Source organism: Methylocystis sp. B8 (genome assembly GCF_005771425.1).
Taxonomy (GTDB): Bacteria; Pseudomonadota; Alphaproteobacteria; order Rhizobiales; family Beijerinckiaceae; genus Methylocystis.
Genome location: NZ_VBTZ01000001.1, coordinates 790,238 through 804,863 on the forward strand (window position 1 = coordinate 790,238; position 14,626 = coordinate 804,863).

At 61.4% G+C, this 14,626-nt stretch carries 15 protein-coding genes and 1 tRNA gene; 7 read left to right on the plus strand and 9 right to left on the minus strand.

Going from position 1 to position 14,626, the window contains the following annotated elements; translation table 11 throughout:
- Positions 1 to 3: 3 nt before the first annotated feature.
- Genes recG through FEV16_RS03770 form a run of 4 tightly spaced genes read right to left on the minus strand, consistent with a single transcriptional unit; the run spans position 4 to position 4,253 of the window.
- On the minus strand, positions 4 to 2,106 hold the full coding sequence (recG, locus tag FEV16_RS03755) for an ATP-dependent DNA helicase RecG (protein WP_138166224.1): 2,103 nt from the start codon (positions 2,104 to 2,106) through the stop codon (positions 4 to 6).
- 30 nt (positions 2,107 to 2,136) lie between these two features.
- The gene (locus FEV16_RS03760; protein ID WP_138166225.1) at positions 2,137 to 2,781 is read right to left on the minus strand and encodes a M15 family metallopeptidase; all 645 of its coding nucleotides are present in this window, start codon (positions 2,779 to 2,781) and stop codon (positions 2,137 to 2,139) included.
- A 43-nt stretch (positions 2,782 to 2,824) separates the two neighbouring features.
- Positions 2,825 to 3,508, minus strand: a complete 684-nt coding sequence (locus FEV16_RS03765; protein ID WP_138166226.1) for an orotate phosphoribosyltransferase — start codon at positions 3,506 to 3,508, stop codon at positions 2,825 to 2,827.
- Between the two features lie 43 nt (positions 3,509 to 3,551).
- Positions 3,552 to 4,253: a glutathione S-transferase N-terminal domain-containing protein gene (locus FEV16_RS03770; RefSeq protein ID WP_138166227.1), complete on the minus strand. Its 702-nt coding sequence runs from the start codon at positions 4,251 to 4,253 to the stop codon at positions 3,552 to 3,554.
- 99 nt (positions 4,254 to 4,352) lie between these two features.
- Here FEV16_RS03770 and FEV16_RS03775 point away from each other — a divergent pair, with 99 nt between their 5' ends.
- Complete coding sequence (locus FEV16_RS03775; RefSeq protein ID WP_138166228.1) at positions 4,353 to 4,835, plus strand: DUF2165 domain-containing protein; 483 nt, start codon at positions 4,353 to 4,355, stop codon at positions 4,833 to 4,835.
- 4 nt (positions 4,836 to 4,839) lie between these two features.
- On the opposite strand, the gene FEV16_RS03780 is transcribed toward FEV16_RS03775, so the two are convergent.
- Positions 4,840 to 5,040, minus strand: a complete 201-nt coding sequence (locus FEV16_RS03780) for a hypothetical protein (protein WP_138166229.1) — start codon at positions 5,038 to 5,040, stop codon at positions 4,840 to 4,842.
- A 183-nt stretch (positions 5,041 to 5,223) separates the two neighbouring features.
- Between FEV16_RS03780 and FEV16_RS03785 the strand changes: the two genes are divergently transcribed.
- Positions 5,224 to 6,105, plus strand: a complete 882-nt coding sequence (locus tag FEV16_RS03785; RefSeq protein ID WP_138166230.1) for a patatin-like phospholipase family protein — start codon at positions 5,224 to 5,226, stop codon at positions 6,103 to 6,105.
- A 19-nt stretch (positions 6,106 to 6,124) separates the two neighbouring features.
- Here FEV16_RS03785 and FEV16_RS03790 read toward each other — a convergent pair whose 3' ends face one another.
- Both FEV16_RS03790 and FEV16_RS03795 read right to left on the minus strand, forming a co-directional pair.
- Positions 6,125 to 7,153: a hypothetical protein gene (locus tag FEV16_RS03790; RefSeq protein ID WP_138166231.1), complete on the minus strand. Its 1,029-nt coding sequence runs from the start codon at positions 7,151 to 7,153 to the stop codon at positions 6,125 to 6,127.
- Positions 7,154 to 7,362: 209 nt separating this feature from the next.
- Positions 7,363 to 7,447: transfer RNA gene (locus FEV16_RS03795), tRNA-Leu, on the minus strand.
- 129 nt (positions 7,448 to 7,576) lie between these two features.
- Between FEV16_RS03795 and FEV16_RS03800 the strand changes: the two genes are divergently transcribed.
- From FEV16_RS03800 to FEV16_RS03810, 3 genes are all read left to right on the plus strand, one after another.
- Entirely contained in the window at positions 7,577 to 8,155 is a 579-nt protein-coding gene (locus FEV16_RS03800; RefSeq protein WP_138166232.1) for a YqaA family protein, read from the plus strand.
- An 89-nt stretch (positions 8,156 to 8,244) separates the two neighbouring features.
- A complete protein-coding gene (locus FEV16_RS03805; protein ID WP_138166233.1) occupies positions 8,245 to 9,060 on the plus strand; it encodes a C1 family peptidase in 816 nt (271 codons plus the stop codon).
- A 14-nt stretch (positions 9,061 to 9,074) separates the two neighbouring features.
- Positions 9,075 to 9,611, plus strand: coding sequence for a disulfide bond formation protein B (locus FEV16_RS03810; RefSeq protein ID WP_246657152.1), 537 nt, complete (start codon positions 9,075 to 9,077; stop codon positions 9,609 to 9,611).
- Positions 9,612 to 9,622: 11 nt separating this feature from the next.
- On the opposite strand, the gene rlmN is transcribed toward FEV16_RS03810, so the two are convergent.
- Positions 9,623 to 10,804, minus strand: coding sequence for a 23S rRNA (adenine(2503)-C(2))-methyltransferase RlmN (gene rlmN / locus FEV16_RS03815; RefSeq protein ID WP_138166234.1), 1,182 nt, complete (start codon positions 10,802 to 10,804; stop codon positions 9,623 to 9,625).
- A gap of 150 nt (positions 10,805 to 10,954) precedes the next feature.
- Here rlmN and FEV16_RS03820 point away from each other — a divergent pair, with 150 nt between their 5' ends.
- Together FEV16_RS03820 and FEV16_RS03825 are read left to right on the plus strand one after the other, a co-directional pair.
- Positions 10,955 to 12,532, plus strand: coding sequence for an MFS transporter (locus FEV16_RS03820; protein WP_246657153.1), 1,578 nt, complete (start codon positions 10,955 to 10,957; stop codon positions 12,530 to 12,532).
- Between the two features lie 85 nt (positions 12,533 to 12,617).
- On the plus strand, positions 12,618 to 13,730 hold the full coding sequence (locus FEV16_RS03825) for an endonuclease/exonuclease/phosphatase family protein (protein ID WP_138166235.1): 1,113 nt from the start codon (positions 12,618 to 12,620) through the stop codon (positions 13,728 to 13,730).
- Here the strand turns inward: FEV16_RS03825 and FEV16_RS03830 are convergent.
- On the minus strand, positions 13,727 to 14,536 hold the full coding sequence (locus FEV16_RS03830; protein ID WP_138166236.1) for a DUF72 domain-containing protein: 810 nt from the start codon (positions 14,534 to 14,536) through the stop codon (positions 13,727 to 13,729). The genes FEV16_RS03825 and FEV16_RS03830 overlap by 4 nt on opposite strands.
- Positions 14,537 to 14,626: the final 90 nt, after the last annotated feature.

The window sequence follows — 14,626 nt, forward strand, 5'->3', positions numbered from 1 at the left end:
TCGTCAGCCGGCGCGCAGTAGGCGCACCGCCTCGTCGCGCTCGAATAGATAGAGCAGGGCGCGAAGGGCTTGTCCTCTTTCGCTCGCAAGCTCAGGGTCGCGGCGCAGGATTAACTCCGCATCGTCACGCGCAATGGCGAGGAGTCGCGCGTGGGTGGAAAGGTCAGCGAGACGAAAGCTTGGCAGACCCGCCTGCCGCACGCCAAGAATTTCGCCTTCGCCGCGAAGCCGCAGGTCTTCCTCGGCAATGCGAAACCCATCTTCCGTTTGTCGTATAATCATCAGCCGGGCCTTCGCGGCTTCGCTCAACGGACCCTTATAGAGAAGCAGGCAGGAAGATTTTGCGCGGCCGCGCCCGACACGTCCGCGCAGTTGGTGAAGCTGCGCGAGGCCGAAGCGCTCCGCGTGTTCGATCACGATGATGGTCGCTTCCGGAACGTCGACGCCGACTTCGATGACCGTCGTCGCGACGAGAATTTTGATGTCGCCACACTGGAAGGATTCCATCACGGCGTCCTTTTCGGCGCCCTTCATGCGGCCGTGAACGAGGCCGACGGCGGCTCCAAACAGCTTCGAGAGATCGGCGTAGCGTTCTTGCGCCGCGGCGAGATCGAGTTCTTCATTCTCCTCGACCAGCGGACAGACCCAGTAGGCGCGCGCGCCTTCCGCCAGGGCGCGCCCCAGCCCCGCAGTGACTTCGCCGATCCGCTCAGCCGGTAGCGCACGCGTCGAGACTGGGGTGCGACCGGGCGGTTTTTCATCGAGCGCCGAGCAGTCCATATCGCCGAAGGCGGTCAGCGCCAGCGTGCGCGGGATTGGCGTCGCGGTCATCACCAGCACGTCGACGCCGTCGCCCTTCGCGCCGAGCGCCAGTCGCTGCTCGACGCCGAAGCGATGCTGCTCGTCGACGACGGCGAGGCCGAGGTCGCGAAAGACGAGATCGCTTTGGACCAACGCATGGGTTCCTATGACCACGTCAACCTCGCCCGCTCTTATGGCGGCGTGGAGCGCGGCGCGCTCGCACGGTTTGGCGCGCCCAGTCAGCAGCGCGACGCGCAGTCCTGCGGGCTCAAGCAATGGCGCGAGCCGGTCATAGTGCTGGCGTGCAAGGATTTCGGTCGGCGCCATTAGCGCGCATTGCCGGCCAGTCTCGGCCACGCTGGCCATGGCGAGCGTCGCGACGATGGTTTTGCCTGATCCCACGTCGCCCTGCACAAGCCGCAACATGCGCTTGTCCGACGCAAGATCGGCGCGAATTTCTTCAAGCGTTCGCTGCTGCGCGCGCGTCAGCCGGAAGGGAAGCGCAGATTCAATAGCGCGCGCATAGCGCCCGTCGCCCTGATGCGCGCGACCCTGAGGGCGACGCATCTTGGCGCGAATGAGCCGCAGCGCGAGCTGGCTTGCAAGCAATTCGTCGAGCGCAAGACGCTGGCGGGCCGAATGCTGCGGCGAGAGCGCATCGGCGCTCTCAGGCCGGTGCGCCGCCCGAAGCGCCTCGGCGAAGGCGGGAAGCTTGTTGGCTGCAAGAACGCTCGCATCCTGCCATTCGGGAAGGTTCGGCAGGCGCGCCAGCGCCTCTTCCGTCGCGCGTAAGACATAGCGCGCCTGCAAGGCTTCGGTGAGGCCATAAACGGCTTCGTATGCGGGAAGCTTCGCAAACCCCGCTTCATCGAGAACGCGGTCAGGATGCACGATTTGACGGCGGCCGTCATAGAGCTCGATGCGTCCCGATATCCAGCGTGTCGCGCCGAGCGGTAGGCTGCGCTCAATCCAGTCCGGATTGGCAAGAAAGAAGACGAGTTCGACGTCGCCGGTGTCATCCTCGACGAGCACGCGATAGGGTGATTTCGAATATCGGCCTTGAGGGCGGCGATGCTCGGTGACGCGCGCTTTTAAGACGACCATCGTGTCGAGAGGCGCGGCGGCGATCGTCGGGCGCGCGCTCCGGTCGATGACGTTGGACGGAAGATGGAAAAGCAGATCGACGATACGCGCTTCCGCCCCCGGCCTGGCGAGAAGCCGGTCGAAGAGTTTTGCAGTCTTCGGCCCGACGCCGGGCAGTGACGCGACGCGACCGAAGAAGGGATCGAGCAGTGACGGACGCATGAAGGTTCAGTTCAGCTCGCGGCGAGCGACTCACTTGATCTCGATATCATAGCTCGGCGCGCCGTCCGCGCCCTTGTATGTGAAGTGCCACCATTCGCGCGGAAAATTCTCAAAGCCATGGCGGCGCATCAGCGCGACGAGCGCGTCGCGATGCGCTCGCGCCGTCTTCGAGGTTTTGGCCTTCGTCCATGAGCGGGAATCGAAAAAGTCGAAGGGCGTGCCGAAATTCCAGCCTTTGACGCCGATATCGACGGCAAGTCCCGTCGAGTGGGTGGAATGTTCGGCGATATAGCCCTCGGGGAAGAGCGCGCTCTTGTTGATGCGCGGATAATGTTCGGCCTTCGTCCGCTGATCGGCGTTGCGCGACCAATCGACGAAGGCTGAAACGGCGCGCTGCGGTCGATAGCAATCATAGACGATGAGTGAAACGCCCTGAGCGCGCGCGTCCTTCTGCGCGGCGGCAAGCGCTTTGGCGGCCTCAGTGCGCAGCCAGCATTGCGGGGCGCCATAGCCCGGCACGGGCGCGCCGGTAAAATTATCGGCGCCGGCGTAACGCATATCCTGAATTATGTCCGGCGCGACGTCTGCAAGCCGCGCGAAACCCTGCGGCGGTTCGTCGGCCCGCGCATGGGAGGCGGAAAGCGTCGTGACAAGCAGGAACATCAATCTGCGCATGGCGGCTCCATATGCGCTGGAGGCGAACTGCCGATCCTTCGACTTATCCCTTCGCCTTGGCGAGGCCGCCATGCGCGGCCGACCAGGCGACAGGATCGGCGATGAAGGCTTCGACTTCGTTCAGCGCATCATCGGGAAAATATTTGTGCTCGCGGGCCACAGCGAGCACGTCGCGCCAAGTCGCAAGCGCATGCAGGTTAATGCCGAGCGTCGCCAGCTCCTCGCGAGCGCCGGCGAAAATATCGTAAAAGAAGAATACGAAGACATGGTCGCAGCGCTGGCCTGAGTCGCGCAGCGCTTGCACAAAGTCTTTCTTTGAGCCGCCGTCGGTCGCCAGATCCTCGACGAGCAGGGCGCGGCCGCCTTCCATCACATCGCCTTCGATGCGGGCGTTGCGCCCGAAGCCCTTCGGCTTCTTGCGCACATATTGCATCGGCAGCATGAGGCTGTCGGCGATCCAGGCGGCGAAGGGAATGCCGGCCGTCTCGCCGCCGGCGACGACGTCGAGCGATTCATAGCCGATGTCGCGCTCGATCATGCGCGTGGCGAAATCGATGAGGCGGCGACGCAGCCGCGGAAAGGCAATGATCTTGCGCATGTCGATATAGACCGGCGACGCCCAGCCGGCGGTCGTGATGAACGGCTTTTCGACATTGACGAGCACCGCCTGCACTTCGATCAGCGCCTTGGCGGTCTCTCGCGCGGCGGTTTGGCGGTCATTCGACATAGATGCGGCGTGCCCCTCTTGATAAACGCCGCGCAGCCATAGCCTATTTCGCGCCGCGGCGCTCGGCGGTCTGGCCGAAAAGTATTTCGCGCTCCAGCGCGGTAAAATCGAGGCGCCGCTCATAGGGCGCCCCCGCCGCATAGGCGCGGATCACCGCGGGGCGCGAACGGATCGTCTCGAACCAGCGCTTGAGATGCGGGAAATCATGGAGATCCTGGCCCTGATCCTCATGCGGAACGATCCAGGGATAGCAGGCAATGTCGGCGATGGAATATTCGCCGGCGATATAGGGCGTCTTGGCGAGCTGGCGGTCCATCACGCCATAGAGGCGTCCGGTTTCGTTGCGGTAGCGCTCGATCGCGTAAGGGATTTTCGCCGTCGCGTATTTGGCGAAGTGGTGGTTCTGGCCGGCCATAGGGCCAAGACCGCCCACTTGCCAGAACAGCCATTGCAGCGTGCGCGCGCGGCCATGCAGGTCGGTCGGAAGCAGCCGTCCGGTCTTCTCGGCGAGATAGACAAGTATCGCGCCCGATTCGAACAGCGCGACCGGCGCCCCGCCATCGGCCGGCGCGGTGTCGACAATAGCCGGCATGCGGTTGTTGGGAGAGATCGCGAGAAACTCTGGTTTGAACTGGTCGCCTTTGGCGATGTCGACCGGCTTGATGCGATAGGCGAGTCCCGATTCTTCAAGAAAAATCGTGATTTTGTGGCCGTTGGGCGTCGGCCAGTAGTGAAGATCGATCATGGACGCATGTCCGGAGGGAGACCAAACTTTGTTGTAAGCCCTCGCGCCGCAAGATCAATCGTTCAGGTCATGCTAGGCTGGGCAGAGGAGTGAATCGATATGCTGATCAGATATTCGAAAATGTTGCTCAGCGGCGCGCTTGGCGCGCTCATACTGCTTGTCGCGATCAATAATGTGACGGACTACAACACGAATTTCGAAATCGTCAGCCATGTCATGTCGATGGACCAGGTGCCGTCCGGCAGTCCGCTCGAGTGGCGCGCGGTCGCCAATCCCACGCTGCATCGGGCGCTTTATGCCTTCATTATTGCGGTGGAGTTCGCCGCCGGTCTGCTCATTCTCATCGGCGTATGGCGGCTCTTGCTGACGCGCAAAGCCGAGGCGGCGCGTTTCAACGCCGCGAAAGATGTTGCGATTGTAGGGCTTGCGCTCGCCGTCGGCCTTTATTTGTTCGGCTTCATGGCGGTCGGCGGCGAATGGTTCCAGATGTGGCGGATCGGGCCTGACCTCGAGCAGGCCGCGTTCCGCTTCATCGGCTGCGCGGCGTTGGTTTTGCTGTTCTTAGGCCAGCGCGACGACTAATGCGTCACAGCCGCTTCAACATATTGTAGCCGAGGAGGCCGCCCAATCCTGCGCCGACGATCGCAATGAGCGGACCGCCGATCGCGACGCCCGTCAAGCCGCCGAGCACGGCGCCGACGCCTCCGAAAAGATATTTGTTCTTCTGAACGGTCGGATTTTCGTCAGCCATTTTTTTCTGGCCGGTGGGGTTTTCGTCGTCAGCCATTGCAAAGTCCTCGTGAAAGCGCCCGCAATGGCGAATTAAGCAGACCGGCGCTGAAATCAAGGGCGACGGCGCGTCGCGGTCTGGTTAGAGCCGCTCGCGCACACGTGGATCGCCCTCGATTCCCTTCCTAAATATCGAGCGAGAATTTGGCCGGCTTGGCGCTCGCACCGGAGAGATCGCGCGATGAATGGCGGAAGCGACGCTAAAACCGCTTTCGTTCTTGCCGGCGGCGGCAGCCTCGGCGCAATCCAGGTCGGCATGCTTCGCAGCCTGTTGGCGGCGGGCGTTCGCCCGGATTTCATCGTCGGCTCTTCGGTCGGCGCGATGAACGCCTGCTATTTCGCCGGCGAGCCAAACGCCGATGGCGTCGAAAGACTGGCGCGTATTTGGCTTGAGCTGCGACGCAGGGACATATTTCCGTTCACATTGGGGATGGCCTTCGGCCTGCTGCGTCACGCTAATTATCTTGTCGATCCTTCGTCGCTGCGCGCCTTGATCGAGCGGCATCTCCCCTTTGTCGGGCTGCAAGAGGCGAAGCTCCCCGTCCATATTATCGCGACCGACATGCAGGGGTTTGCGGTGACTCTCTCAGAGGGGTCCGCAGCGCAGGCCATTATGGCCAGCGCCGCAGTGCCGGGAATTTTTCCGACCGTCGAAGTGGAAGGCGCGCCATTGATGGACGGCGCCGTCGCCGCCAACACGCCGCTGTGGCTCGCGATGACGTTGGGCGCGAGAAGGATCATCGTCTTGCCGACGGGTTACGCCTGCGCGTTGGAAAGACCGCCGGCGAGCGCAATCGGCCGCGGGTTGCATGCGATCACTTTGCTCATCGCCTGGCAATTGATCCGCGATCTGGAGCGATTGCCCCAAGAGATCGACGTGCATCTCGCGCCGGCGCTCTGTCCGCTGGATATTTCGCCTTACGATTTCTCGCGCTCAGGCGAGCTGATCTCTCGCGCCGCTGCCGCCACGCAGGAATGGATCGCTGATGGCGGCTTAAGCCGCCGCGCGACGCCCGCCGATCTCGCGCCGCATCGGCATGTGCGTCATGACGCGGGGCAATGACCGCCTCGGAGCTGCTCGACTAATGCCCCAGCGACACGTGTGACACACGGAAGATGCTGGACAGAAGCTTTATCGCGAAACCAACGAGTCCTGAGCCGCCGTAAAAATCGCTTTTGTTGAGTTGCACAAAAACATGGGCTGGCGCGTCCGATTCATTGGTCAATTCGCACACAAGGAATCCTTCACGAGCGCGTATGGACTCAAAAAGGATTTTCGTCGCGGCGGCACATTCACGCAGTCGCATGCGGATCGAGTTGCGACCCGTTTTTGTGGGCGCCAGAACGATTCCGTTCGCTCTCGCTTGAGCATGTTGCAATGCCGCGACCTCGCGATCCTCAGGATGCGCCTGGCTGGTCGGCCGCAGCTTGGAGACGATATTGGCGGTCGTCGCAATGACGTTTCCAAGCGCGTAGTCGCGGCTCTCGCCAGGTTCGATCCTTTCGCACCAGATCATCGTTTTACCGGCGAGACATAAAATCGCGGGCGTCGACAAATCGCCGATAGGGCCCGTTGCGTAGACGTATGGCGCGCGCGCCCAACTCATCGTCGACGCATCGCATGGAACCGATTGAATCGCGACATTGGCGGATGAGCAAAGATAGGCGGGCTGGAGAAAGAGGAGAGGTGCCGAATTGTCTCTTGCGAGTTTCGTCAGATCGATTTTCTCGACAACATTGCCGACGCCGGCCGTCAGCAAGACCTCTCTTTGTTTCTCCATAGTGGCGACGCGATTGAGTTTCACGTCTCCGCCGCCAAAGAACACGTAAAGGAAGGTCGCGAACTCATTCGCGATCCAGGAGCGCTTCGGCATAGGATGAGGACTTTGGCGCGGAATTGTCCATGTTCCAGGCCATCGGGAAACAGATCTGCTCGGCCGATCAAAAAAGGACGTTTCGGGGCCGAGCGTCACCACGAGTCCCTCTCTCGCGTCCAATAAGCGGAAGTCGCTTTCCCCTTGGTGGAGGGAGATTCGTTCGGGATTAGAAAATGGGCCGCGCATGAAGGTGCGAAACCCGAGGTCGATAAAGTCGATGGGCGTCATGTACATGCGCGACATCCTTCAGCCAATTTCTAGAAGATTTGAATTTGGGAAGATCGACGCTTCGACTGATCGGAAAGCTTACGTTCGCGTTTGTAGAAGCGATCGCCCCTATAACGCGCGTCGCCAGCGTTCGTTCCGCGTAAGGCTGAAAAGCATGTGGATTAGACGGGGACCGACTTATCGATCTCCCTATAACTGACTGATATTTGGTTTGATGGTGCCCCTGGCCGGAGTCGAACCAGCACGCCTTGCGGCACTCGATTTTGAGTCGAGCGCGTCTACCAATTCCGCCACAGGGGCCTGGCCGGCGGGGAGCCGGCGAAGCGGCGCGGATATTAGCCGCGCCCGGGCGCCCGTCAACCCGCGAAACTTCTTTCTGCATAGGATACGTGCTATGCGCGAGGGCGCGTCCCCAAACCTTGGAAATGAATGAAAAAGCTCTACGACTGGACCATGTCGCTCGCAGGAAGCCGGCACGCGCCCTTGGCGCTCGGCGCGATCGCTTTTGCCGAGAGCTCCTTCTTCCCCGTGCCGCCCGACGTGATCCTCGTGCCCATGACGCTCGCCGAGCCGAAGAAGGCTTGGTATTTCGCGGGCATCTGCACGATCGCTTCGGTCGCGGGCGGGGCGCTCGGCTACGCTTTCGGCGCGCTCTTCTATGACACGATCGGCCAGTGGCTTATCAATCTCTACGGCTATGGCGAGAAGATGGAGGCGCTGCGCGCCTTCTATGCGCAATGGGGCGCGCTCTTCATTGTGGTGAAGGGCTTCACGCCGATTCCCTACAAACTCGTGACCATCGTCTCTGGACTTCTCGCCTATAATTTTCCGCTGTTCATCGCGCTGTCGATGCTGACGCGTGGCGCGCGATTCTTCGTTCTGGCGGCGGCGATCAATCGCTTCGGCGATCCGATCCGCTCGAAGCTCGAAAGCCATTTCGGACTGTTCATGGCGTCGCTGGCTGTGATCGTCGTCGCCGGCTTCGCTCTGGCGGCGAAGATGTTTTGAGCGCCGCCGCTATGCGGCTGTCGCCATCCGAGATTAAGAGACCCTCGCGGCGTGGTTAGCCGCTGTATTTTTTCACTTCGGAGGTTTCAATGTCTGCACGACAAGAATTTTTGAACCTTGGCTATAACCCAACGATCACTGAGACCGGGCGCTCGATCAAGCCGGCTTTTTCTGGAACGCTTCCGACTTCGGCGACCGTCGATCCGCAATATCTGCCGCCGCCGCAGGCGCAAGGCACGTCGAAACATATCGGCAGTCCCGGCAGCTGCGCCGCCTGGGCGTCGACCTATGGACTCGCGACCTTTACCGCCGCGTTGAATTCGCAGACGCCGCCGAGCGATTCGTCATTGCAGGCGAGCCCGGCGCATATCTACATCGAGGTCATGAAACAATATGGCGCCACGCAATGCGAGGGTTCGCGGCTCGGCTCCTATCTCGATATTCTGACCCAGGGCGGAACGCCCAACTGGGCGACGGCGCCTTATACGCCAAACTGCTCGACGCTTTGGTCGGGCTATGATCCGAATGCAGAGATCGACGCGAACTTCCAAATTCCCGGCTGGGCGATGGTGGAGACCTCAGATCTCGACTCCGTCAAGGCGGTCATCGCCAATGGCGGCGCGCTCTGCTACGGCACGGCGCTGAATTCGGCTTTCATCAGCTACGATGGCTCGCCGAGCCCGATGACCGGACCAATGGACAAGATCAAGAATCCCGACGGCTCGCTTGTCGGCCATTGCATGCTGATCATCGGCTATGACGACTCGCAAAACGCCATACTGATACAAAACAGCTTCGGGCCGGACTGGGGCGCCACTTGGAACGGCAGCGGCGGCTATATCTGGATGTGGTACGATCTCTTCCAATATTTGGCGCAGGGGCAGGCGCTCTATGTCACGTCATGATGGTTGGAGCACGAATGGCGCTTCTTGAATCGCGCGAACTTCTCGCGCCACGCCATGTCGCGCTCCTTATCCTCGCCGCCGCCGTCGCGGCGATCGGCGGCGCTTGGGCCTATGAGTCGCTTGGCTATCTGCCCTGCGAGCTCTGCTACAAGGAGCGCGTTCCCTATTACGCGGCTTTCGCGCTCGCGCCGCTCGCCGCGTTCGCCGCGCAGACGGGCAGGGAGCGTCTGGCGCGCGCGGCCTTCCTGCTGATGGCGTTGCTCTTCGCCGGCAACGCCATGCTTTCGATCTATCATTCGGGCGTCGAGTGGAAGATTTTTGCTGGGCCTTCCGATTGTTCGGGACCGCTGACAACGGCGCCGTCGGTTTCAGATTTCATGAAGCAACTCAAGACCACGCGAGTCGTGCGCTGCGATGAGCCGAACTTATGGATTTTCGGACTGACGCTGGCCAATTGGAATGTCGCGATTTCCGCGGCGTTGGCGGTGCTGGCGGCCTACGCCTGTTCGGGTCATTGGCGTAAGTTCAGCGCCGTCTTTCCTTCTCAATGACATGACGAAGCTTACCTCGTCGCCATTCTGGCGCTCGCCCTGAGCTTTTCCGTCTCGCTCTTTAGTTGCCCGCAGGCGGCGAGAATGTCGCGCCCGCGCGGCGTGCGAACGGGGCTCGCGTAGCCGGCATTAAAGACGATGTCGGAGAAGCGCTCGATCGTCTCCCAGTCGGAGCATTCGTAAGGCGCGCCCGGCCAGGGATTGAACGGGATCAGATTGATTTTTGCGGGCAAGCCTTTCAGAAGGCGCACAAGCTCCTTGGCTTCGGCGGGCGAGTCGTTCACGCCCTTCAGCATGACATATTCGAAGGTGATGCGCCTTGCGTTCGACGCGCCAGGATAGTCGCGGCAGGCCTGCAGCAGCTCTTTGATTGGATATTTCTTGTTGAGCGGCACAAGCTCGTTGCGCAGATCGTCGCGCACCGCGTGCAGCGAAATCGCCAACGCCGGTCCGCATTCGGCGCCTAAGCGTTCAATCTGCGGCACGACGCCGGAGGTCGAGACAGTGATGCGGCGCTTCGACAACGCAAGCCCGTCACCGTCCGCCATGATCTCGATCGCCGCCACGACATTATCCAGATTATAGAGCGGCTCGCCCATGCCCATGAAGACGATGTTCGAGATCGCGCGAACGCCCTCGCCCGATGGCACGAGACCATCACTCGGCCGCTCACGATCGGGAAAATCGCCGAGCCGCTGCCTCGCCACGAGCAATTGCCCGACGATCTCGGCGCACGTCAGATTGCGTACGAGCGGCTGCGTGCCCGTATGGCAGAAGGTGCAATTTAAAGTGCATCCGACCTGAGATGAGACGCACAGCGTGCCGCGGTCGCTTTCCGGGATATAGACGCATTCGATCTCCGCGCCCTTGTCGAAGGCGTCGACCGGCAGCAGTCGCAGCAGCCATTTGCGCGTGCCGTCAGCCGAAATCTGCTCTTCGACGATTTCCGGAAGGCGCAGCGCGAAAGCCTCAGTGAGCTGCGTCCGCAGCGCCTTTGACACATTCAGCATTTCGCCAAACTCGCGCGCGCCGCGGAAATAGATCCAGTGCCAGATCTGGGAGACGCGCATGCGAATTTCGCGCTCGGGCAGGCCGAGCGCGCGCAAGGCGTCGCCGATCTCCGCGCGGGTCATGCCGGCGAGCGAGGGCTTAAGCGGTAGAACTGGCGCTGCGGAAGTGTCGGACAGATTCATGAATTCCTCGAAGAGCGCCCCTTATATCATGTCTTCGCGCGATTTTTTTTTGAGAGGCAGCCATCGACGTGATACGGGGGCGGAGGCCGCGTTTCTTGAAGTCGCCCGCCAAAACCGATAAACCCTGCGCGCTCACGCCCAAGACGGCTGATGGAGCGACTTCCTTTGCACAGCTTTGCGCCCGACGCATCCGATCCTTCGCTCAAGGCGACGCGCCGGGAGTGGATCGGGCTCGCCGTCATCGCCTTGCCCTGCATGGTCTATTCGATGGACCTCACGGTTCTCAATCTCGCGATTCCGTCGCTGACGGCTGAGCTGCGGCCGAGCGCGTCGCAACTGCTGTGGATCATCGACATCTACGGCTTCATGGTTGCCGGCTTCCTGATGATCATGGGCGGCCTCGGCGATCGCATCGGCAGGCGCAAGGTGTTGCTGCTGGGCGCCGCCGCCTTCGGCGTCATGTCGATCGTCGCGGCCTTTTCGAAATCGGCGCAGACGCTCATTCTCGCGCGCGCCGCGCTCGGCGTCGCAGGAGCGACGCTGGCGCCTTCGACGCTGTCGCTGATCACCAACATGTTCCGCAATCCGCAGGAGCGGACCTTTGCGGTCAGCATGTGGATTTCGGCCTTTTCCGCGGGCGCTATTATAGGTCCGCTCGTCGGCGGCGCGCTTATCCAATCCTTCGGCTGGGCCTCGGTCTTTATCGCTGGCGTTCCGGTGATGGTCCTTCTGCTCATCCTCGGGCCGACGCTTTTGCCGGAATATCGCGATCGGAAGGCGGGCCGGCTGGATCTCGCCAGCGCGCTTCTATCGCTCGCGGCGGTGCTGTCCTTCATCTACGGCTTGAAGCGCGCCGCCGAGTCGGGTTTCGGCGCCGACTCTGTCGTTCCTATGGCGGCGGGCGTCGCACTCGCGGCCCTGCTCCTGCGCCGGCAGGCGCGGCTGGAAGACCCGCTGATCGATCTTGCGCTATTTCGTTCGCGCTCGCTGAACATGGCGCTTTGCATCAACATACTCGGCGTCTTCTTCATGTTCGGATCGTTCATCCTGCTCGCACAGTATTATCAGCTGGTCGCGGGATTGACGCCGCTCGACGCAGGTCTGTGGTCGACGCCGTCGGCGGTCATCTTTACGGTCGGCTCCTTCGCGACGCCTGCGCTCGCGCGCAGGATCAAGCCCGTCAGTCTCCTCGCTGGCGGCCTCATCGTTGCGGGAGCAGGATTTATCGGACTCGCTCTGGCGAGCGGTTTCTACGGCGTTCTCTTGTCTTCGCTGCTTCTTGCCGGCTTCACGCCGGTGATCGCGCTGACGACGGAAATCATCGTCACGTCGGCGCCGCCGGAGCGCGCCGGCGCGGCCTCCGCTCTCTCCGAGACCGCGAATGAACTCGGCGGCGCGCTCGGCATCGGCGTGCTCGGCAGTCTCGTCACGTTAATCTACCGAGCCAAAATGGCCGGGGTCGTCGTGGGACTTCCGCCGGATGTCGCGCGGGTCGCGGGAGCGACGCTTGGCGGCGCCGCGGATGCGGTCAAATTACTGTCCGCCGAACAGGCGGAGAGGACGCTCTCCGCGGCGCGCGACGCTTTCTGCGCCGGATTTCAGGCGACAGCAGTGCTGGGCGCTCTGGGGCTTTTCGGCGCCGCCCTCGCGACGAAGATTGCGCTTAAGGAAGCGCGGTCAGCACAGGTTGCAGGCGCGGACGAAAAGACGAGTTCAGCCGCCGCGTAACGCATCGTCCGTCACCGCCTTGTCACGTCGCGCGAGGAGCTTTAGCCTCTCGCGGTTCTCTTACTTTTTGCTTTGAGGTAATTTCATGAGGCTGGCATCCTTCAACGTCGAGAATCTTTTCGATCGCGCACGCGCAATGAATCTCAAGGACGCTGCGGATGGCAAACCGATTCTCGAACGTTTCGCGGAGCTGAACGCGCTGCTGGCGCAGCCTTCTTACAGCTCGGCAGACAAAAAGCGCATGGCGAAGCTCATAATGGAGCTTGATTTAGAGAAATCAGACACCGGCGATTTCGTCATCCTGCGGCGCAACAGAGGCGGGTTGGTCAAGCGGCCCAAATCGGGCGGCGTCGAGATTATCGCCGAGGGACGCGCCGATTGGGTTGGCTCACTAGAATTGCGCGACGAGCCGATAGATGAACAGGCGATGAGAAATACGGCGCGCGTGATGAGAGACATCGAGGCCGATGTTCTCGGAGTCATCGAAGTCGAGAGCCGGCCGGTCCTGCGAGATTTCAACGCCAACGTTATCGCTGCTCCTGGAGGTGAGATATTCCGTCACGCGATGGTGATCGATGGAAACGATGCGCGCGGCATCGATGTTGGCCTCTTGACGCGGCAAGAGTTTCCGATCGGCGTGCTACGCAGTCACGTCGACGATATGTTGACCGAGCGAGACCCGATCTTTTCGCGAGATTGCGCCGAGTTCGAGGTGACGGCGCCTTCCGGCGCGCGCATTCTGCTGATGCTCAATCACTTTAAGAGCAAGGGCTTCGGTTCGCAGCAATCATCCAACGCCAAGCGTCACGCTCAGGCGAAGCGGGTGGCGGAGATCTACGACGAACGCATCGCGATGGGGATCAAGAACATCGCCGTCATGGGCGACTTCAACGACACGTCCGACAGCGAATCCCTGCGTCCTCTCATCGAAGGGACGAATTTAAAGGACATTTTCCTCCATCCGAAATTTGAGGACGGTGGTTTCCCGGGCACTTACGGCAATTGCGCCGCTAATAATAAGATCGATTTCATCCTGCTTTCGCCGGCGCTGTTCGACAAGGTCACGGGCGGCGGGGTGTTTCGAAAGGGCATGTGGCCTGGCGCGCGCGCCAAGCGCTGGGAGGCCTATCCGGAAGTCGCCCGCAAGGAGGACGCCGCCTCCGATCACGCGGCTGTATGGGCGGACATCAAACTCTAAGGCGAAATTCGTTCGATCAGCGCCACGGCGGCGGCCGGATTGCGCTCCTTCGCGCCGCTGATGACATAGACAAAGACGTCTCGGGGCGTCGCCGCCTTCGGTTGTGTTCCCGCAACATAGTCGAGCCCGCTCGGCGCTGCGCCGCTCGCCCATTGTCGCGCACGCTGCGCCCAGTCGTCGAGCGCTTTACCATCATAGCCAAGCGGCGCGTCGGAACGCGTTCCCATAATGCGCGTATATACGAAAGGTGCCGTCAGATCGGCGATGAGCGGATATTTCGAATCCGCCGCGATGACGATGGCGACGCCATGTTGGCGCGCCAGCGCGACGAACTCAGTCGTCTTGAAGCTGTCATGTCGCACTTCAATGGCGTGCATTAGCGCATGGCTCCCGATCTTCTTCGGCAGCAGCGAGACAAAAGCGTCGAAAAATTCCGGGTCGAATTTCTTCGTGGGCAGAAATTGCCACAAGATGGGTCCGAGTTTATCTCCAAGCTCCATCACGCCGCTTGCGAAGAAGCGCTCGATCGACTCGCCGGCCTCCTTCGGCGTTTTGCGCATCACCGCGAAGCGCGGCGCCTTAACGCTGAAAATGAAATCCTCTGGCGTTTCGTCGCGCCATTTGGCGAAGCTCGTCGCGCTTTGCGTGCGGTAATAGGTTGCGTTGATTTCGATCGAGGTGAGCTTGCGGCTCGCATATTCGAGTTCGCGCTTATGCGCCAGGCCGGCGGGATAAAAGGAGTCGCGCCAGGGCGCGTAATTCCACCCGCCCACCCCGACATAGATGCGTTCCGTCTTTCCACTCATATGCTTTCCAGCCTAATATCTCGAGGGCTTGAGAACTGACCCTACCGCGCCATCTTGGCGTCATCGCCAACATATTTATCTTCGTCGCCG